Below are 18,489 nucleotides of genomic sequence, written 5' to 3' on the forward strand. Positions count from 1 at the left end.
CGGCCGGGCTCAGGCGCCCCGGTAGACCGTCTTGACCTGCGTATAGAATTCCAGCCCGGTGCGGCCCGACTCGCGGAAGGTCGAGGTGCTAGACCTCTTGACCCCGCCGAACGGCGCGTTGACCAGGTTGCCCGTGGTGGTGCGGTTGATCTTGACCGTGCCCGCCTCGATGTCGGTGGCGAAGTGGTGGATGTAGCGCGGGTTGCTGGTGACGATGGCCGCGGCCAGGCCGTACTCGGTATCGTTGGCCTTGGCGATGGCGTCGGCGTAGCCGGTAAATCCGATGATGGCGATCACAGGCCCGAAGATCTCCTCGCGCGCGATCCGCATCTGCTGCGTCACGTCGGTGAACACCGTCGGCGCGACGTAATAGCCCTTGTCGAGATCGCCGCCGGTCAGCCGCGTGCCGCCGCACAGCAGCGTCGCCTCGGACTTGCCGATGTCGATATAGCGCAGCACGGTCTCCAGCTGCCTGGCCGAGGCCAGCGGCCCGAGATCCATGCCCGGCGTCATGCCGCTGCCGACCTTGAGCGTTGCGACTTTCGCCAGCAGGCGCTCGGTGTATGCCGCCTTCATGGATTCGGCCACCAGCACGCGGCTGGTGCCGGTGCAGGCTTGCCCCGACAGCGAGAAGCCGCCCTTGATGGTCAGGTCGACGGCGCGATCCAGGTCGGCGTCTTCCATCACGATCAGCGGGTTCTTGCCGCCGAGTTCCATCTGCGTGCGCGTGGTCAGCGGCGCCGCGCGGTGGATCTGCTCGCCGGCGCGCGACGACCCGGTGAACGAGATCGCGCGCACCACAGGCGCTTCGGTGATGGTTGCGCCGATCTCGGCGGCGCTGCCGGTGATGAAGTTCAGCACGCCCTTGGGCAGCCCGGCCTTGACCAGCGCCTCGGCCAGCCGGTAGCCCGACAGCGGCGCCTCGGACGACGGCTTGAACACCACCGTGTTGCCGGTCACCAGCGCCGGCGCGAGCTTGCGCGCGGGAATCGATACCGGGAAATTCCACGGCGCGATCACCGTCACCACGCCCAGCGGCTCGCGCTGGCTGTAGACGAGCTGGTCAGGGTCGTCGTTGGGGAACACCTCGCCGTTGAAGGTCTGCGCTTCCACGGCATAGAAGCGCAGCGTCTGGGCCGAGCGCAGCACCTCGTCGCGCGCCAGCGCCAGCGCCTTGCCTTCCTCGCGGGTCAGCTCGGCGGCGATGCTGTCGGCGTTGGCTTCAAGGTGCTCCGCCGCGCGGTTGAGGATGGCGGCGCGCTTGCCGACCGGGGTCTTTCTCCAGCCGGCAAAGGCTGCCGCCGCGGCCGCCACGGCCGCCTGCGCGTCGACCGCGGACGACGCCTGGAAGCGGCCCACGAGGTCGGCGGTGTCGGCCGGGTTGACGTTGTCGAAGGTGCGGCCCGACTGGCAGGCCGTCCATTCGCCGTCGATATGGTTCAGGAATACGGTCATCGTCGATCCCGTTGCGTGGCGGCGCTCAGGCTGCCATGTCGAGTTCGGGCAGCGGCAGTTCTTTCTCGACGTAGTCGTGATAGAGCGCGGTGGTGTACAGCAGCCGCATCTGCGCGCCGATCTCGCAGATCTTCAGGCAGCGCTGCTGCAGCTCCGGCGTGTTGGCGTGCTCCAGCACGATCTGGTAGCCGCGCTCGCCGTGGATCTCGTCCGAGACGATATGCAGGTCGAAGAACTCGACCTCTTCGTCGGTGAACTGGTACTTGTCGCGCAGCGTCGGGGTCTGCTTGCGGTAGATCGACGGCACCTGCGATTCCAGCCCCACCACCAGGCCGGCCACCGCCACGATCGGGTCTTCGCGCATGGCCACCGCATAGCACCAGCTCTGCAGGCCGCGCGTGGTGGGCGACATGTTGTCCGGGTCGGTCACGCGCTCGCGCGTGGTGCCGCAGGCTTCGGCAAAGCGGATCAGCAGGTCGGTGTGGCGGTCGCCGCCGATCTCTTCCTCGTACATGTTCGCGAGCAGGAAATCCTTGGCTTCGGTATAGCGGTCCGGCGTGCGGGCGTAGATGTAGCCCAGGTAGTCCGCGAACGGGCCGACGTAGTGGTAGTGGTTCTCGGCCCAGCGCGCGAGATGGGCGCGGGTCAGCTTGCCGCTGGCCCAGGCTACGCTGAACGGCGCCTTGTTGGCGCTCTTGCCTTTGATGGCTTCTTCGAGGGCGGCACGGAAATCTTCGCGGTTCATCAGTTCGGCCATGACGGGGGCTCCTGGTTGGCGATACGGGGCGATTCGGTGGGTTGGATGCCGGGGCCGGCTCGCATGGCGGATCGGCCTCGGCATGTTTGTATACTATATACAGTCAATCGGAGACGACAAGGGCTCTGTTGACTAATCACGTCGGTGTTTACCCGGCGCTGGAGCGAGCGACGGCGCTCAGGCGGCGCGGCGCTCTGCCCCGCCCGCGATGCGCGACCAGGCGAAACCAGCCAGCGCCACGTCTTCCAGCCCCACGCCGACCGACTTGTAGATCACGATGTCGTCGTCGCGCTGCCTTGGCGACGCCTTGCCGAGCACGACGTCCGCCAGTTCCACGATCTTGTCCGCCGGCAGCGCTTGCGGATCGGCCAGCACGATATCGCCGGCCTCGCGGGTCGATTGCGGCCGCCACTCCACCACGACCGCGGCGGCGCGGCGCAGCGCGGCGTCGTCCAGTTCGCGCGTATGCGGCAGGCTGGAGCCGATGGCGGCCACGAAGGCGCCCGGCCGGATCGACGTGCCGGCGAACAGCGGCGTGGTCGCGCGCGAGGCCGTGACAATGATGTCGGCCTCGGCCACCGCCGCATCGGGCTCGGCCAGCGCCACCGGGATGCCGCACAGCGCCGACAGGCGCTCGGGCATGCCGGCGTCCGCATGCGGATCGGACACCAGGATGCGTTCCAGCCCCAGCGTGGCGCCGAGCTGGCGCGCGTGCTGGGCGCCCTGCGTGCCGGCGCCGAACAAGGCCAGCGTGCGCGCGCCGGGACGGGCCAGCCGCTGCGCCGCCAGCGTGGTGCACGCCGCGGTGCGCAGGCGCGTGATGGCGCCGGCGTCGAACGAAGCCAGCGGCCGGCCGTCTTCGGTCGAGAAGATCAGGATGACAAAGGAAAACTGGCCGTTGATGGTGGTGTAGACCTTGGCCCCGGCCACGCCCTGCTGCGGAATCACCGCCCCCAGCGTGGACAGCTTGACGCCGCCGGCCTCGGTGCGGATGCGCTCCTGCATCGCGGCGTCGCCGCGCCCGAAGCTGGAAAACGCCGCCTCCATGACCTGCCGGGCATCTTCCGGGGTGACGTGGGCATCGATCATCGCGTCTGTGATGTGCTGCATGGAAACTCCGCTGGTTAGGTTGAGCTGGAAAAATTCGGAAGCGCCGCGGGCCCGGCGGCATCAGGCAAATGCCGCGCGGCCGAGCACGCCCAGCGCGCCGGCCGCGCACAGGCCCAGCAGCAGGCGGCGCACCGCAGTGGGAGACACCCGCCCGCGCAGCCGGTTGGACAGCGCGAAACCGGCCAGCAGGAACGGCGCCAGCACCAGCGCCAGCACCAGTTGCGGCAGGCCGAAGCGCCCGGCCAGCGCCAGCATGGCGAGCGACAGCACCGCCCCGCCGGACAGGATGCAGCCCATGGTCGCGCGCAACGGCGCGGGCGCCATGTGCTGCATGACGAGCGCGAACGGCGGCGCGCCGGCCGAGGTGATCGTCCCCATGAAGCCAGACAAGGTGCCCGCCACGACCACGTTGCGGGTGCTAGGCAGCAGGCGCCAGCCGAGCAGGCTCAGCGCCACGGCGGCGAGGATCGACAGCGAGAACAGCAGCGCCAGCGGACCCGGGGCCAGCCACGCGATGGTCAGCACCGCCGCGGCGCCGCCCAGCGCACGGCCGGCCAGTGCAAGGCCGGCGATGTTCCAGACGATGGCCTCGCGCTCGCGCAGGGCGCCCATCAGCGACAGGCAGCAGCCCATCGCCAGCAGCGGCCCCGGCACGAGGTCAGGGAAGAAGATCGCGCCCAGCGGCGCCGACAGCATGGCAAAGCCGATCCCGCCCACACCCTGCAGGCAGGCCCCCGCCAGGATGAGCAGTCCCATCGACAGGTAGGCCGGGACGGACAGGCCGGCGGGCAGCATCGCGAGCAACGGATCGGGCATGGCGGAAACGGTAGTGGCGGGAATAGCCGGACGGCCAGGCTGAGTGGGCGGATTGCCCGGGAACGGGCATGCGTCCTGCTCATCTGGCTCGATTGTCCCGCCGAAATCGATACATAACGGTATACAGTCTACATATTGAGGATGCGCCGGGCAACCGGCCCGCCGATGGGATGCACCAATGGGAGGACCTTGAAAGCGGGCGAATTCCCAATAAATGTGCGCCTTAGAGCGATCCGCACCATTCTCGCGTAAGCGTAAGTCCGGATGCGAAATCGCTTGGCGCGAAGACACTATGGAATATAGTATACCGAAACGGGTGCAGCGCAGCCCAGTGCATCCGCCCCACAAACCCTCCGCCCCCAGGGAGTCTTCATGTCACAACAAGTCGTGATCGGTGCCGCGCACTGGATCTATCTGTCAGGGGTAGCAGTCATCGTGCTGACGATGATCCTGCGCGCCAATGTTGTTGTCCCGTCGATCGTCGGCACCGCCCTGGTCGTCTTTGCGCTGACCGGCAGCCCGGTGTCGGCACTGGGCGGGGTGTTTTCCGCGAGCCTGGTTGCCGCCAAGGAGCTGTTCAATATCTTCCTGGTGATTGCATTCATGACGGCGCTGCTCAATGCGCTCAAGACGCTGCGCTCCGACATCCGCATGGTCGAGCCCTTCCGCGTGGTGATGAAGAACGGGCATTCGGCGTTCTTTATCCTGGCGGGCATCACCTACGTCATCTCGCTGTTCTTCTGGCCGACGCCGGCCGTGCCGCTGGTCTCGGCCATCCTGCTGCCCGCCGCGATCGCGGCGGGGCTGCCGCCGCTGGCGGGCGCGATGGCGATCGCCATTGCCGGTCAGGGCATGGCGTTGTCGTCGGACTATGTGATCGGCGTCGCGCCGGGCATCAGCGCCAAGGCCGCCGGTGCGGCGGTCAGCGCCGCGGTGGTGGCCGACCGCGCGCTGGCCCTGTCGATCATCACCGGCTGCATCGCGCTGTGCCTGGCGTACCTGTCGATGCGCAAGCACATCGTGCCGGCTTGCGGCACCCTGCTCGACCGCTGGCAGGCGCAGGCGGGCGGCACCGCCGAAGCGATCGACGGCGGCATCACCTTCGACAAGGCCGAGATCGCCAGGGGCACCGCCCACACCGAACCGCTTGCCACCGACAGCAATATCGAGGCAAGCCTGTCGATGGTGGCAAGGCGCCGGGTGAAGTGGTCGAAATGCTTTGCCATCGTGACGCCGGTTGCCTTCCTCGCGGTGGTCGCCGTGATGGTGCTGCCCAAGCTCGGCACCGGCGTGCAGGATCTGAAGGGCGGCGACGCGGCCGCGCTGGTCGGCGGCGTCGCGGCGGTACTGATGATGCTGGCGACGCTGGCGGCCGAAGGCCCGCGCCGCATGCTCGACGTCTGCCCGGAGCACATCACCGACGGCTTCGTCTTCGCCTTCAAGGCGATGGGCTCGGTGCTGCCGATCGCCGGCTTCTTCTTCGTCGGCGCCGGCGAGACCGCCGCGCAGATCCTCGGCCTGCCGCCGGGCAAGGCGCCGAGCCTGCTGTTCGAGCTGATCCAGGCCTACCAGCACATGATCCCGGACAACCACGTGCTGGTCGCCTTCGGCGTGCTGCTGGTCGGCATGATCACCGGCATCGACGGCTCAGGTTTCGCGGGCCTGCCGCTGACCGGCACGCTGGCCGGCGCGCTGGGGCCGGTGGTCGGCTTCGACCCGGCCACGCTGGCGGCCGTGGGCCAGATGGGCGCGGTCTGGACCGGCGGCGGCACGCTGGTGGCGTGGTCGTCGCTGATCGCGGTGGCAGGCTTCGCCCGGGTGCCGGTGCTGGAAGCGGTGCGCGCGCTGCTGATCCCGGTGCTGATCGGGCTGGGCTGCTCCACCGTGGCGGCGATGGTGTTGTGGTCGTAGGCGCCCGCAAGCATCGCTACCGCTGTTTTCCCTGACTTTTCCCAGACCTGACGATGCCCAAAGTCACCTTCCACAAGCTCGGCGAGACCTTTGTCGACGAGGTCAAGCCCCAGACCAACCTGGTTGTCCGCGCCGGCATCCGGCAGTTCCCCTACCCCAACCTGCGCTACGAGTGCGGCATGGGCAAATGCTCCAAGTGCGCCTGCCGCGTGCTCGCCGGGGCCGAGCACCTGCCGCCGCCCAACTGGAAGGAAAAGAAGCAGCTCGGCGAACGGCTCGAGCAGGGTTACCGGCTGGCGTGCCAGCTCTGGATCGAGCATGACATCGAGCTGGCCCAGGACGACCTGCCGGCCCCCGCCGCCCTCGCCACGGCAAGCGCGGGAGCCTGACATGTTCGTGCTGCTCACCAGCCGCCCCGGCCAGTTCCGCACCGAGCCCACCGACGGCATGACCGCCGTCGAGGCATACGACTACGTGTTCTATGGCAAGCGCACTGCACGCTTCGTCATCGCCGAGCTGGCGGCCGATACAGCCGAAAGCAAGGTACGAGTGCAGGAGGAAACCCCACCCGGCATCGTCAACCTGATATCGACCAAGTTCCTCGACAAGTACGCCACGCTGGAGGCCGCCCGCGCCGCGCTGCGCGAGCTGGCCAGCTTCGGCAGCATGGACATCGCCCTCGTGCCCACGCCGGTCGCCGTGGGCGGCCAGTCCTGAAGCCTCCCACACGCACGCTACGCATTCATCGCCATGATCCAGATCACCTTCCTCACCAACCACGGCAAGACGGTCAGCGCGCCGGTGAACAGCAACCTGCTGCGTGTGTCGCTGCGCGAGCGGGGCGGCATCCCGTTCAAGTGCGGCGGCGGCCTGTGCGGCACCTGCAAGTGCCGCATCGACAAAGGCCGCGAGCATACCGACGCGGTCAAGCCGAAGGAAAAGAAACTGCTGACGGAAGAAGAACTCGCAGGGGGCTTCCGGCTGGCTTGCCAGACGTTCATCGAGGGCGATATCGCGGTGTCGTGGCAGCCCAGGGAGGCAGTCCGCGCCTGAATTCAGCGCCGCCGCGCGGCGATCAACCCCGCCACCTCGTCCAGCATCGCCATGTCCACCGGCTGCGTCAGGTCCAGCGCCAGCGTGTGCCGGTAATACGGGCTGAGATCCAGCCCAACCCCCAGCCCCAGCACCTCCACATCACGCAACGCCTCATGCCGCGCCACGACGGCCTTGAGGTGGTTGTCGAGATAACACGCATCGTTGGCCAGCCCTGTGGCGGTGTCCATCGGGCTACCGTCGGACACCACCAGCAGGATGCGGCGCGCCTTGCCGGTGGCGTGGAGCCGGGCGCAGGCCCACTCCACCGCCTCGCCGTCCATGCCTTCGCGGAACAGGTCGGCCTTGAGCAAGGCAGTCATGTCGGTGCGCGCACGGCGCCAGCTGCGCGCGGCATCCTTGAACACCATGTGACAGGTTTCGTTGAGCCGGCCGGGGTGCGCCGGCCGGCCGCGCGCGAGCCAGTCGGCGCGGGCGCGCCCGCCGTTCCAGGCGTTGGTGGTGAAGCCCAGCACCTCCGTGGCCACGCCGGCCTGGTCGAGGGCACGCGCCAGCAGGTCGAGCAGCAAAGTCAGCGGCTCCGCCCGCGCCTTCATCGATCCCGAGCAATCCACCAGGAAGCCCACCACGCAATCGGCGTGCGCCTTGTGCGCTTCGCGGCGGAACAGGCGCCGTTCGGCGGGCGAGCTGACAAGTTGCGCCAGCCGGCGTCCGTCGATGCGGCCGCTTTCCTCGCCGAAGGACCAGCCATCAACGCGCGGCTGCGCCAGCGCGGCGCGCAGCTTGCGCGCGAGCCGCGCCACGTTGACGCCCGCGCGGGCGATGCGTGCGTCCAGACGCGTGCGGTACTCATCGAGCAAGGCGCGCCGCACCAGCGTGGCGGCGCGCACTTCGCGGTCGTAGCGCGTGGTGAAGATACGGTAGCCATCGGCTGCGTCGGCCAGCACGCGGCTGTGGCCGCTGTCGGCAAGCGCGAAGGCTTCAGCGGGCGGTTCGTCGAAATCGAGCCACAGCGCAAAGCCCGCGCGTGCCGATGAAACGGCGTTGTCGTCGTCCTCGCCGGCACGCGGCGCTTCGCTGCGGACCATGTCCCCGACGGCACGCGCCAGCGCCAGCGCATGCACGGCAAACGCGGACTGGTCGCGGCGCTGCGCGCGCAGGCCGGCCAGCGCCGTGCCCAGCACGGGAACGATGGCGGCGCGCGTGGCCTCGATCAGGTCTTCGGTCTCTTCCAGCACCGGCTCGCCGCTCAGGCGCGACCACGCCACCTGCGCCACCGTGTAGAGCAGGATGCCGAGATGGCCCTCGGTCAACCCCGAGCGATGGAACGCGCGCGACCACGCCATGAAGCCGTGCCGCAGGTTGGCTGCCACGCCGGCCATGCCGCGCGGCAGGTGGGTCTCGCAGCGCAGCTGCTCGAGCAGCTCGAAGAGCAGGCGCTCGACCGGATCGGCGGGGCAGAGGCTGCGGTGCAGCGCGGCATCGGAATGCGCCTGCCGCAGTGCCGCGCCGTCGGCGGCGCCGCGCAGGCAGGCAGCCGTGTCAGTGCCCGGATCGGTGCGCAGGTGCGGCGCATGCTGCGGCACCGGCCGCATCGCGCGCCAGAGCTGGCCGTCGCGGAAATGCAGCGCCGCGTCGCCGGTCAGCGCGCGCACGGCGGCACCGGAGAGTTCGTCCTGCCGCTGGCGCCGGCGCAGCTGCTGCGCTGCCGACGCCGTGGTCATCGCGCGGACTCCGACGCTGCCGCAACCGCGGCGGGGTCACCGGGCAGTTGCCCGAAGCAGCGCTGATAATACTCCGCCACCACCGGCCGCTCGGCCTCGTCGCACTTGTTCAGGAAGGTCAGCCGGAACGCCAGGCCCGGATCGCGGAAGATCTGGCAGTTCTCGGCCCAGCTGATCACGGTGCGCGGCGACATCAGCGCCGACAGGTCACCCGCCGCAAACCCGCGCCGCGTCAGCCCCGCCATGGCCACCATGGCGTCGACCAGCGCGCGGCCGGCATCGTTGTCCAGCTCGGGCACGCGCGCGAGCACGATGCCCGCCTCTTCCTCGTGCGGCAGGTAGTCCAGCGTGGCGACCACGTTCCAGCGGTCGATCTGCGCGTGGTTGAGCAGCTGGGTGCCGTGATAGAGCCCGTTGACGTTGCCGAGCCCCACGGTATTGGAGGTGGCGAACAGCCGGAACGACGGATGCGGCCGGATCACGCGGTTCTGGTCGAGCAGCGTGAATTTGCCATCGCGTTCCAGGATGCGCTGGATCACGAACATCACGTCGGGACGGCCCGCGTCGTATTCATCGAAGATCAGCGCCACCGGCCGCTGCAGCGCCCACGGCACGATGCCTTCCTGGAACTCGGTCACCTGGCGCCCGTCGCGCACGACGATGGCGTCCTTGCCGACCAGGTCGAGCCGGCTGATATGCCCGTCCAGGTTGACGCGCACGCACGGCCAGTTGAGCCGCGCCGCCACCTGCTCGATATGGGTGGACTTGCCGCTGCCATGCAGCCCCTGCACCATCACGCGCCGGTCGCGCATGAAGCCGGACAGGATCGCCAGCGTCACCTCCGGGTGGAAGCGGTAGGCCGGGTCGATCTCCGGTACGTGGTCGTCGCGCAGGCTGAAGGCCGGCACCATCAGGCCGGAATCGATGCCGAACACCGCGCGCACCGGAATCATCCGGTCCGGCTTGCCATACTGCTCTTGCGTCACCTCATGCTCCTCGTTGGTCGCCATGCCTGCTATCACATCGGCACCGCGACCAGCGGGGCAACCCCGCGTGACGCCGTGCGCGCTATTCGTCCTCTTCGGCGCTATCCGCGCCGCCATGCCAGCTGCTGGCGCTTTCGGCCTCGATTGCCGCCAGCGCGCTGGCCGCGCGCTGCAGCGCCGGCAACAGCTGCACCACCTTGTCGCGCGCCACGCGCATGACCGGGGCCTGCAGCGCCAGCCCGAGGTTGGACTTGCCGCCGTCCACGGCCGGGACCAGCACGCCGATGCAGACCAGCCCGGGCAGGAACTCCTCGTCATCCAGCGCGTAGCCGTCGCGCTTCACGCGCTCCAGTTCCGCTTCCAGCTGCGCGTGGTCGGTCAGCGTGTTCTGCGTGTACCGCTCCAGCTCCGCATGGGCCAGCAGCCGCTGCCGCTGCGCCGGCGCCAGCTGCGCCAGGAACAGCTTGCCGGTGGCGGAGCAGTGCGCCGGCACGCGCGAGCCCGGATGCAGGTAGAAGCGCAGCGGCGCCGCGGTTTCCACGCGGTCCAGGTACAGCACTTCGCCGCCCGAGAACGCGGTCAGGTTGCAGCTCTCGCCCACCTCTTCCACCAGCCGCCGCAGCACCATGTGGCGCGCGCCGTGCGAGGTGCTGTTGAGCAACAGGTTCTCCGCCAGCCGGCGCAGCCGCAGGCCGGTGCCGTATTGCCGCCCGTCGCCGTTGCGCTGGATCAGCCCCGCCGCCTCGAGCTGCTGCAGCATGCGGTGCAGCGTTGGCTTGGGCAGGCCGGTTTCTTCCACCAGCGCCTGCAGGTTGAAGGACTGGTCCTTCTCCGCGATGACTTCGAGCAGGCCGAACAAACGCAGTGCCGGCGTGTCTCCGTCGGGCTTGGCGTCACTTTTGGCGAAGCGCATATCGTTCATGCCTGGCTCCATCATAGGTAAGTTTCATTTTCAGAGTCAAATCATATCAATTATCGAAACTTCTGGTTGACCTTCCGCCGAGGAGGGCCTACATTTCGGTGAAACAATAAGTTTTCGGAACAACTGGTTCCGGATTTTTAAGTAGACACCGGAGACTAGTCGACATGGACGGATAAGCATCCCGTACCCGGGATTGCAAACACTGAACCGACCACGGCCCCGGCTGGCGTTTCCCGCGCCGCCACCTATACAGAAGAGAAGCCGTGGCGCCTGCCAAAAACGCTGGTCTGGCTGCAAGTAGCACCGGCAGCACGCGCAGCACAGGAGACACACCATGATCCAACAACCCGAGTCCGGCAACGGACTATCCCACGGCCTCAAGCAACGCCACATGACCATGATCGCGCTTGGCGGCGTGATCGGCGCCGGCCTTTTTGTCGGCAGCGGCGTCGTCATCAAGTCGGCCGGCCCCGGCGCGGTCCTTTCCTTCCTGATCACCGGCCTGCTGGTCGTGCTGGTCATGCGCATGCTGGGCGAGATGGCGTGCGCGCTGCCCGGCACAGGCGGCTTCTACGAGTATGCGCGCGAAGCCTGGCGCGACCGCCCCAGGGTGGGCAACCTCGCCGGCTTCCTGACCGGCTGGATGTACTGGTACTTCTGGGTCATCGTGGTGGCGCTCGAAGCCGTCGCCGGCGCCGACCTGGTGCGCTACTGGCTGCCGGACGTGCCCAACTGGATCATCAGCCTGGTGCTGCTGGTGATGCTGACGCTGACCAACCTGGTGTCGGTCAAGTCGTTCGGCGAGTTCGAATTCTGGTTCGCCTCGATCAAGGTCGCGGCAATCATCGTGTTCCTGTTCGTCGCAGGCGTGTACGTGCTGGGTCTCGCTCCCGGCGCCCACGGCATGCAGGTGGCCAACCTGACCGCCAACGGCGGCTTCATGCCGAACGGCATCGTGCCGGTGCTGACCGGCGCGGTCGCGGCCACCGGCTTCTACTTCGGCGCCGAGATCGTCACCATCGCCGCCGCCGAGACCGCCGAGCCGCAGAAGGCGGTGGCCAAGGCCACCAGCTCGGTGATCACGCGCGTGCTGGTGTTCTATGTCGGCTCGATCCTGCTAGTGGTATGCCTGGTGCCGTGGAACTCCAACAGCATCGCCACGCCGTACGTCAGCGCGCTGAACGTGATGGGCGTTCCCGCCGCCGCGCAGATCATGAACGCGATCGTGCTGACCGCGGTGCTGTCGGCGCTCAACTCCGGCCTGTACGCTTCGTCGCGCATGCTGTTCGCGCTGACCCGCCGCGGCGATGCGCCGCAGTCGCTGGCCCGCGTCAGCCGCAACGGCGTGCCGGTGCGCGCCATCCTGGTGGCCACGCTGTTCGGCTACGGCGCGGTGGTGATGTCCTATGTCTCGCCCGATACGGTGTTCGCCTTCCTGGTCAACTCGTACGGCACCGTCGCCATCTTCGTCTACATCCTGATCGCGATCTCGCAGCTGCGCCTGCGCTCGCGGCTGGAACGCGAGGCGCCGGGCCTGCTGCGCGTGCGCATGTGGTGCTTCCCGTATCTCACCTATGTCGCGATCCTGGGCATGCTGGGCATCGTGATCGCCATGGCCTTTATCCCCGACCAGCGCACGCCGCTTGCGCTGGGGGTCATCAGCCTGCTGATCCTGCTGATTGCCTACGGTGCGCGGCAACTGTTTCGCCGTGGCGCGGAGCCGGTAGTCCCGCTGGCCGAGATGCCAAGGCCCGATCTTCACAAGTATTGATGTGCCACGCGGCGCGCCAGTGCAGTAAGCTGGCGCGCTGTGTCGTTTGCAGTGTCGTTGTTATTGCCCCCGCACCATGAGCCTCAAGTCTCCCGCCACCATGTGGTTCCAGCTGTTCCAGCAGCACGCCCTGTCCGGACTGAGCCTGCAGGGCAAGATCCGCCAGATGCTGGTGTCGGCGATCCTCGACGAGCAGCTGCCGCAGGGCGAACCGCTGCCGAGCAGCCGCGAGCTGTCCGCGCAGCTGCGCGTGGCGCGCAACACCGTGGTGCTGGCGTACCAGCAGCTGGTCGATGAAGGCTACCTGGTGGCGCGCGAACGCAGCGGCTATTTCGTCAATCCCGGGATCCTTGGCACGCGCGTCAGCGGCGTAGCCTCGCTGCGCGGCGAGCCGGTGCCGGCGCGCGGCGGCGAACCGGACTGGGAGCGGCGCTTCGTGTTCCGCCCCACGCAGCAGCGCAATATCGTCAAGCGCGCCAACTGGCGCGACTACCCGTACCCGTTCATCTACGGCCAGTACGACCCCACGCTGTTCCCCACTGCCGACTGGCGCGAATGCTGCCTGAAGGCGCTCAGCGTGCTCGACATCCACGACTGGGCCCAGGACATGATCCTGCGCGACGACGAGTCGCTGGTGCAGCAGATCCGCACCCGCGTGCTGCCGCGCCGCGGCGTCTGGGCCGGCGCCGACGAGATCGTGGTCACCGTGGGCGCGCAGCAGGCGCTGTACCTGCTGGCCGACCTGCTGGTCAGCCCCGATACGCCGGTCGGCATCGAAGATCCCGGCTATCCGGATGCGCGCAATATCTTCGGCTCGCATACCTCGCACCTGGTACCGCTGGCGGTCGATGGCGACGGACTGGTGCTGTCCGACGCGCAGCGCGCGTGCGACTACGTCTATGTCACGCCCAGCCACCAGTGCCCCACCACCGTGACCATGCCGCTGGCGCGCCGGCAGGCGCTGCTGCGCCAGGCCGAGGAAGCGGACTTCGTGCTGATCGAGGACGACTACGAAAGCGAGAGCCGCTTCGAGGGCGACCCCACGCCCACGCTCAAGAGCCTGGACCGCAGCAATCGCGTGATCTACGTCGGCAGCCTGTCCAAGAGCCTGGCGCCGGGGCTGCGCATCGGCTATGTGGTCGGGCCGGCGCCGCTGATCGCCGAGCTGCGCGCGGCGCGGCGGCTGATGCTGCGGCACCCTTCGGCGTATATCCAGCGCGCGTTCTCGCTGTTCCTGTCGCTGGGCCACTATGACGCGCACCTGCGGCGCCTGTCGGCGGCGCACCGCGAGCGCGCCGAGGCGGTGCTGGCGGCGCTGGCCACGCATATGCCCGATTTCCGTCCGGTGCCGATCGCCGGCGGCGCGTCCTGCTGGATCGAAGGGCCGCCCTGGCTCGACGCCAACGCGCTCGCGCGGCTGGCCGAGCTGCAGGGCGTGCTGATCGAGCCCGGCAGCGTCTTCTTCATGGAGGAGCCGGCGCCTCGCAACGTGTTCCGGCTGGGCTACTCCTCGATCTCGCTGGACCGCATCGAGCCCGGCATCCGCGTGCTGGCGGGTGTCGCGCGTGAACTGCAGGCCACCCCCGGCGGCGCCGGCGCAGCCGTAGCGGACGCCACCGTCACGTCCCGCGCCCGCCCGGCGGCCTGAAACGGACCCGCTCCGGCTGGCCCAAGCGATTGTCCCGAACTGGCGCTACAGCGCCGCGGCCGGCTTCCCTATCCTCGAGTCATGGCCGGTTACCGCAGCGCCTTCTTGCGCGGACCGGTGGACAACACTCAGGAGACCAAGACATGTCCGATCGCAACACCGCCGCCGGCATCGAACTGCTGCAAGCCTTCAATGACGCCTGGAACCGCCATGACCTCGACGCCCTGATGGGCTTCATGGCCGATGACTGCGCCTTCCACGGCGTGGCCGGCAGCGAACTGCTCGGCCGCAGCTTTATCGGCCGCGACGCCGTGCGCGAAGGCTTCCAGCTCGCCTGGCAGACCTTCCCCGACGCGCAATGGGTCGATGGCGAGCATTTCGTCGTGGGCGACCGCGGCGTCAGCGAATCCACCTTCAAAGGCACCCGCGCCGACGGCGCCCGCATCGAGGCGCGCATGGTCGACGTCTTCACCTTCCGCGACGGCAAGATCGCCGTGAAGAACGCCTACCGCAAGGACCGCCCGCCCGTGGTTGCGCCCGTAGTGGCAGCGCAAGCCTGAACGCAGGAGACGCGCCATGGAAGCCGTAGTCCCCCGCAGTTCCCTGGGCGGCGAGCACACGACCGCGCCGTCGCGTCCGTACGACCCCGCCTACGACCCGCTGCATACCCCCACCCCCGGACAGGGCCGCGAGTACGCGCCCACCTACTGGATCGGCACCGCCGGCACGCCGCCCGCCGACGACGGCCCGATCACCCATGACATCGACGTCGACGTGGCCATCATCGGCTCGGGCTTCACCGGCCTGACCTGCGCGATCTTCCTGGCGCAGCAGTACGGCATCAAGGCCACCGTGCTCGAAGCCAACCGCGTCAGCTGGGGCTGCAGCACGCGCAACGGCGGCCAGGCGCAATGCGCGTCGGGGCGCCTCAAGCGTTCGCAGTGGATCCAGCGCTATGGGCTGGACACCGCGCTGCGCCTGCATGAAGAGGTCTGCGACGGCATGGAGACCTTCAAGGGGCTGATCAAGGACATCGACTGCGATCCGCAGCCGGGCGGCCACCTGTATATCGCGCACCGCGACAAGGTGATGCCCGGGCTGGAAAAGGAAGCAAAAATCCTGCGGGAAGTCTTCAACTACGACGCGCGCATCCTCGATGCCAGCACCGTGCGGCGCGAATACGTCGACGACAAGGAAGCCGCGGGCGCCATGCACGAGCCCGAGGGCATCGGCATCCACGCCGGCAAGCTGGCTTTCGGCTACCTGCGCCGCGCGCGCGAGCTGGGCGCCAAGGTGCATCCGTCCAGCCCCGTGACCGGCTGGGAAACGCGCAACGGCGTCCACTACCTGCGCACTCCCGGCGGCATCGTGCGCGCCCGCGCCGTGGGCGTGGCCACTGGCGGCTACACCTCGCAGTCGCTGCACCGCCAGCTCAAGAACCGGCTGTTTCCGATCCTGTCAAACTCGATCGTCACGCGCCCGCTGACCCCCGACGAAATTGCCGCGTGTAACTTCCGCACCACGCAGGTCATCACCGACACGCGCATCCTGCGCCACTACTACCGGCTGATGCCCGACGGCCGCCTGCAGATCGGCAGCCGCAGCGCCATCACCGGCAACGACGCGCCGCAGGACCAGTACAAGCAGAAGCTGATCGCCGACATGTACCGCAAGTTCCCGGCGCTGCGCGGCATCCAGATCGACTACTCGTGGTGGGGCTGGGTCGATGTCAGCCACGACATGATGCCGCGTATCACGCAGCCGGACCCGTCGCAATCGATCTACTACGCGATGGGGTATGGCGGCAATGGCGTGATGTACTCCGCGCAGGCGGGCAAGCGGCTGGCGGCGCTGATCGCCGGCAAGGAGTCGTCGCTGCCGCAGCTGCCGATCTTCCGCTCGCCGCTGCCGTTCCCGAACGTGCTCGAGATGGCGGAGTCGCGGATGTTCGCGCCGTTCCGCCGGATGGGGCAGCGGGCGCTGTATCACTGGTATCACTGGAAGGATGATGTGTTTTGAAGCGGCCACAGCACCGATGATGTCGGTTGCTTCCATCCAAAGGGACCGCTGCTAACTCATTCCTTTCTTGCAGGGATCAGGTCAAGACCATGTTCTTGAGCCGCTTGGACGTGCCTGGTCCCTCATTCATACCGCCGAAGAGTCTCCGGCCCGCTTCCCGGTTGGGCATCTCACTCCGAGACCCCCACTCGCGCGAGGCATACGCAACCAGCGCAGCAGGCATCACATTCTCGCGTTCACTAGCACCGGCGATGCGATGTCCTTGTGATCGTATTTCTAAGGCGCTGAAGCAAGCACTAATCGTACGGTACAAACTTCCCACACGAGCCGGACTGGCATACCCCTCGCAGGGATAACTCGTAGCGTGCGTTGCATCGCGCACGACCCATTGCCACGCGCAACACACAATCTAGCAGTACGACAGAAGGCGCCATAGCGTGCTGCCGAGTCTGCGGCCTTTTTAGATGTCGCTGCAAATTCTGATTTTTCCGATTGAGTTCCGTTGCCAATCCTGATTCATTAGTTACTCAGCAAAAAAACCGACTCAAGGAGCAACGATGAACTCCCGCTTATTACCCTGTTCGCATACAAGGGGCAGTTATGGTCGATAATCGCTGCGCGCTCCGAAACGGAGACAAGACCAGTACGAACGGCGTGCTTATCGCGACAGGCCGCAGTGTATTCCACCGTGACGCCATCGTAGGTGTAGAAGGCGATCACGCAACATGCCCCGCCTGCAAGGCTGGCGGGCCGGTCATGAACGACTGCTACCCGGCCTTCGATATTGATGGCAAGCAGGTATTAGTAACAGGAGCGCGTGTCCACTGCAAATGCGCTATCAACCCGATCGTCACTCACTCACGCAGCGATTTCGTCATCGAAGTAAACCGGAGTGGTCGGCAGGCATTACTTCGGCCAGAGGCCTCGCCACTGGCCTCGTCAAAACCGGCTCAGCCTGCCTCGGCCGATTATGACGAACAAGTGCGCCTGGTAGATGAAATTACACAGAAACCCTTGGCTGGCGTCGCTTATGTCATTGATGTGTCGGACGGGACCAGCTACAGCGGCCACACCGACGAAGACGGTTTCTGCCAACGCATCATGACAGCAAAGGCTGAAACGCTGACGATTTATACTGGTGACGATGCCGAGCCACGGATGTAACGTATGACCCATACTGCCAAAACCAATACCAAAAAGGGCTCCGTTCATACTATCGCGCTAGCCCGCAAGGTACGTCTTTTGTTGTGGGGCGGGGCCTATGCAACAAGTGACAACCATACATTCGAAAGAGCCAAGCGCGAAGTGACAAAGGATTACAAGCAATCCGATAACAATACACTGGAAATCATTGATGTGCGAATCGATTCCGCACAGGAATTCATTGCGACGATAAACAAGCAAAAGGTCAACAGCATTCGATCACTGGACGTATTTACGCATGGCGGGCCGGATCACCTCTATATGGTATCCGTGCGCGAGGAAAATAATGGAGGTTTTAACAATTTTCGCTGGTACCGCTACGCTGTCCACAATGCATCTCTTTCGCGCCCCGATCTTTCGAAAATTCAATTTTCAAATTTCACCAACGAGGCGAAAATCGAGTTCCAGGGATGCCAGACGGCCGCCAATCCAACAGACGAAGACAATATTGCAGCAGATTTCTCGAGACGACTGAAAGAGGCGGGAAAGATCAAGTCGTCCGTAATCGGCCACACGACGAACGCCGTCCCCGGAATTGACGCTGACGACAAACCAAGACAGGACTACAGGCACGGCAGCCGAGCGATTTTCAAGGGCGGCCGACTAATAAAACTAACAAAACAAAAAGGCGCAATAGACGAAAAATGGTTGACACAATGAAAATCCCAAAAAGAAAAATGCTTCGGTTTTTTTGCGCAATGGCCTGTATCGCGGGCAGTGCATGCGCGATATCAATCTATCCCTTCCCCTTATCTGAGCCGAACATAATTATAGAAACCCGCCACATGTCTTATGCTTGCGGAGAATGTTATGTACAAGAACGAGTTACCCGGGTCCTTGACAAGGATAGCGGAAATTTCATTGACAAACATGATTACGAATCAGAAAGCAATACGCCATTTCGCTACCTCGGATGGGACGTCGTCGTAAATTACAAGGGAAATACCGATGGACTACTGAATTCCCTCGACACCATATCAAGGAACGGCCCACATTGCGCATGGCCAGATTTTAGATTGAGAGGTCAATTCAAGCGCCGCATAATTTATTCGCTTTATTTCAGGGGCGATCATTATGATGGGATCTATTTCGATACAGACGACGCGACGGCAGT

17 protein-coding genes are annotated in these 18,489 nt (G+C 66.3%); 10 read left to right on the forward strand and 7 right to left on the reverse strand.

Annotation, left to right across the window (positions count from 1 at the left end):
* Window positions 1-9: 9 nt before the first annotated feature.
* The 4 genes from E0W60_RS02930 to E0W60_RS02945 all read right to left on the reverse strand — a co-directional run bounded on the left by E0W60_RS02930 (window position 10) and on the right by E0W60_RS02945 (window position 4,138).
* A complete protein-coding gene (locus E0W60_RS02930) occupies window positions 10-1,455 on the reverse strand; it encodes an aldehyde dehydrogenase family protein (protein WP_135702960.1) in 1,446 nt (481 codons plus the stop codon).
* Window positions 1,456-1,480: 25 nt separating this feature from the next.
* Window positions 1,481-2,212, reverse strand: a complete 732-nt coding sequence (locus E0W60_RS02935; RefSeq protein WP_133094317.1) for a TenA family transcriptional regulator — start codon at window positions 2,210-2,212, stop codon at window positions 1,481-1,483.
* A 177-nt stretch (window positions 2,213-2,389) separates the two neighbouring features.
* Window positions 2,390-3,322: an ornithine cyclodeaminase family protein gene (locus E0W60_RS02940; protein WP_133094316.1), complete on the reverse strand. Its 933-nt coding sequence runs from the start codon at window positions 3,320-3,322 to the stop codon at window positions 2,390-2,392.
* Between the two features lie 60 nt (window positions 3,323-3,382).
* On the reverse strand, window positions 3,383-4,138 hold the full coding sequence (locus E0W60_RS02945) for a sulfite exporter TauE/SafE family protein (RefSeq protein ID WP_371703797.1): 756 nt from the start codon (window positions 4,136-4,138) through the stop codon (window positions 3,383-3,385).
* A gap of 372 nt (window positions 4,139-4,510) precedes the next feature.
* Here E0W60_RS02945 and E0W60_RS02950 point away from each other — a divergent pair, with 372 nt between their 5' ends.
* The 4 genes from E0W60_RS02950 to E0W60_RS02965 are packed head-to-tail and all read left to right on the forward strand — an operon-like array spanning window position 4,511 to window position 7,102.
* Window positions 4,511-6,049 carry a hypothetical protein gene (locus tag E0W60_RS02950; protein WP_133094315.1) on the forward strand — a complete coding sequence of 513 codons (1,539 nt, stop codon included), beginning with the start codon at window positions 4,511-4,513 and terminating at the stop codon, window positions 6,047-6,049.
* A 53-nt stretch (window positions 6,050-6,102) separates the two neighbouring features.
* On the forward strand, window positions 6,103-6,438 hold the full coding sequence (locus tag E0W60_RS02955; protein WP_135702961.1) for a 2Fe-2S iron-sulfur cluster-binding protein: 336 nt from the start codon (window positions 6,103-6,105) through the stop codon (window positions 6,436-6,438).
* A 1-nt stretch (window position 6,439) separates the two neighbouring features.
* A complete protein-coding gene (locus E0W60_RS02960; RefSeq protein WP_135702962.1) occupies window positions 6,440-6,766 on the forward strand; it encodes a ferredoxin in 327 nt (108 codons plus the stop codon).
* Between the two features lie 33 nt (window positions 6,767-6,799).
* Window positions 6,800-7,102: a 2Fe-2S iron-sulfur cluster-binding protein gene (locus tag E0W60_RS02965; protein WP_133094312.1), complete on the forward strand. Its 303-nt coding sequence runs from the start codon at window positions 6,800-6,802 to the stop codon at window positions 7,100-7,102.
* A 2-nt stretch (window positions 7,103-7,104) separates the two neighbouring features.
* Here E0W60_RS02965 and E0W60_RS02970 read toward each other — a convergent pair whose 3' ends face one another.
* From E0W60_RS02970 to E0W60_RS02980, 3 genes are read right to left on the reverse strand one after another with little or no spacing between them, the layout of a single operon-like run.
* Window positions 7,105-8,826 carry a cobaltochelatase CobT-related protein gene (locus E0W60_RS02970; RefSeq protein ID WP_135702963.1) on the reverse strand — a complete coding sequence of 574 codons (1,722 nt, stop codon included), beginning with the start codon at window positions 8,824-8,826 and terminating at the stop codon, window positions 7,105-7,107.
* The gene (locus E0W60_RS02975) at window positions 8,823-9,836 is read right to left on the reverse strand and encodes an AAA family ATPase (RefSeq protein ID WP_135702964.1); all 1,014 of its coding nucleotides are present in this window, start codon (window positions 9,834-9,836) and stop codon (window positions 8,823-8,825) included. The genes E0W60_RS02970 and E0W60_RS02975 overlap by 4 nt, the downstream gene beginning before the upstream one ends.
* A 58-nt stretch (window positions 9,837-9,894) precedes the next feature.
* The gene (locus E0W60_RS02980) at window positions 9,895-10,734 is read right to left on the reverse strand and encodes an IclR family transcriptional regulator (protein WP_135702965.1); all 840 of its coding nucleotides are present in this window, start codon (window positions 10,732-10,734) and stop codon (window positions 9,895-9,897) included.
* Between the two features lie 334 nt (window positions 10,735-11,068).
* Here E0W60_RS02980 and E0W60_RS02985 point away from each other — a divergent pair, with 334 nt between their 5' ends.
* The 6 genes from E0W60_RS02985 (at window position 11,069) to E0W60_RS03010 (ending at window position 18,035) form a co-directional block, all read left to right on the forward strand.
* A complete protein-coding gene (locus tag E0W60_RS02985) occupies window positions 11,069-12,505 on the forward strand; it encodes an amino acid permease (RefSeq protein ID WP_135702966.1) in 1,437 nt (478 codons plus the stop codon).
* A gap of 76 nt (window positions 12,506-12,581) precedes the next feature.
* Window positions 12,582-14,153 (forward strand): PLP-dependent aminotransferase family protein, encoded by a 1,572-nt coding sequence (locus E0W60_RS02990; RefSeq protein ID WP_135702967.1) that lies wholly within the window; start codon window positions 12,582-12,584, stop codon window positions 14,151-14,153.
* A gap of 143 nt (window positions 14,154-14,296) precedes the next feature.
* Window positions 14,297-14,713, forward strand: a complete 417-nt coding sequence (locus E0W60_RS02995; protein ID WP_135702968.1) for a nuclear transport factor 2 family protein — start codon at window positions 14,297-14,299, stop codon at window positions 14,711-14,713.
* 16 nt (window positions 14,714-14,729) lie between these two features.
* Window positions 14,730-16,172: an NAD(P)/FAD-dependent oxidoreductase gene (locus tag E0W60_RS03000; RefSeq protein ID WP_133094305.1), complete on the forward strand. Its 1,443-nt coding sequence runs from the start codon at window positions 14,730-14,732 to the stop codon at window positions 16,170-16,172.
* Between the two features lie 600 nt (window positions 16,173-16,772).
* The gene (locus E0W60_RS03005; RefSeq protein ID WP_135702969.1) at window positions 16,773-17,336 is read left to right on the forward strand and encodes a PAAR domain-containing protein; all 564 of its coding nucleotides are present in this window, start codon (window positions 16,773-16,775) and stop codon (window positions 17,334-17,336) included.
* A gap of 3 nt (window positions 17,337-17,339) precedes the next feature.
* Complete coding sequence (locus E0W60_RS03010) at window positions 17,340-18,035, forward strand: hypothetical protein (RefSeq protein WP_135702970.1); 696 nt, start codon at window positions 17,340-17,342, stop codon at window positions 18,033-18,035.
* Window positions 18,036-18,489 lie beyond the last annotated feature (454 nt).

The sequence above is a fragment of the Cupriavidus oxalaticus genome, from assembly GCF_004768545.1.
GTDB lineage: Bacteria > Pseudomonadota > Gammaproteobacteria > Burkholderiales > Burkholderiaceae > Cupriavidus > Cupriavidus oxalaticus_A.

Bases quoted from the DNA above. Each gene is read 5' to 3' on its own strand.
- E0W60_RS02930 (WP_135702960.1), bottom strand. From the start codon at position 1,455: ATGACCGTATTCCTGAACCATATCGACGGCGAATGGACGGCCTGCCAG.
- E0W60_RS02935 (WP_133094317.1), bottom strand. From the start codon at position 2,212: ATGGCCGAACTGATGAACCGCGAAGATTTCCGTGCCGCCCTCGAAGAA.
- E0W60_RS02940 (WP_133094316.1), bottom strand. From the start codon at position 3,322: ATGCAGCACATCACAGACGCGATGATCGATGCCCACGTCACCCCGGAA.
- E0W60_RS02945 (WP_371703797.1), bottom strand. From the start codon at position 4,138: ATGCCCGATCCGTTGCTCGCGATGCTGCCCGCCGGCCTGTCCGTCCCG.
- E0W60_RS02950 (WP_133094315.1), top strand. From the start codon at position 4,511: ATGTCACAACAAGTCGTGATCGGTGCCGCGCACTGGATCTATCTGTCA.
- E0W60_RS02955 (WP_135702961.1), top strand. From the start codon at position 6,103: ATGCCCAAAGTCACCTTCCACAAGCTCGGCGAGACCTTTGTCGACGAG.
- E0W60_RS02960 (WP_135702962.1), top strand. From the start codon at position 6,440: ATGTTCGTGCTGCTCACCAGCCGCCCCGGCCAGTTCCGCACCGAGCCC.
- E0W60_RS02965 (WP_133094312.1), top strand. From the start codon at position 6,800: ATGATCCAGATCACCTTCCTCACCAACCACGGCAAGACGGTCAGCGCG.
- E0W60_RS02970 (WP_135702963.1), bottom strand. From the start codon at position 8,826: ATGACCACGGCGTCGGCAGCGCAGCAGCTGCGCCGGCGCCAGCGGCAG.
- E0W60_RS02975 (WP_135702964.1), bottom strand. From the start codon at position 9,836: ATGGCGACCAACGAGGAGCATGAGGTGACGCAAGAGCAGTATGGCAAG.
- E0W60_RS02980 (WP_135702965.1), bottom strand. From the start codon at position 10,734: ATGAACGATATGCGCTTCGCCAAAAGTGACGCCAAGCCCGACGGAGAC.
- E0W60_RS02985 (WP_135702966.1), top strand. From the start codon at position 11,069: ATGATCCAACAACCCGAGTCCGGCAACGGACTATCCCACGGCCTCAAG.
- E0W60_RS02990 (WP_135702967.1), top strand. From the start codon at position 12,582: ATGAGCCTCAAGTCTCCCGCCACCATGTGGTTCCAGCTGTTCCAGCAG.
- E0W60_RS02995 (WP_135702968.1), top strand. From the start codon at position 14,297: ATGTCCGATCGCAACACCGCCGCCGGCATCGAACTGCTGCAAGCCTTC.
- E0W60_RS03000 (WP_133094305.1), top strand. From the start codon at position 14,730: ATGGAAGCCGTAGTCCCCCGCAGTTCCCTGGGCGGCGAGCACACGACC.
- E0W60_RS03005 (WP_135702969.1), top strand. From the start codon at position 16,773: ATGGTCGATAATCGCTGCGCGCTCCGAAACGGAGACAAGACCAGTACG.
- E0W60_RS03010 (WP_135702970.1), top strand. From the start codon at position 17,340: ATGACCCATACTGCCAAAACCAATACCAAAAAGGGCTCCGTTCATACT.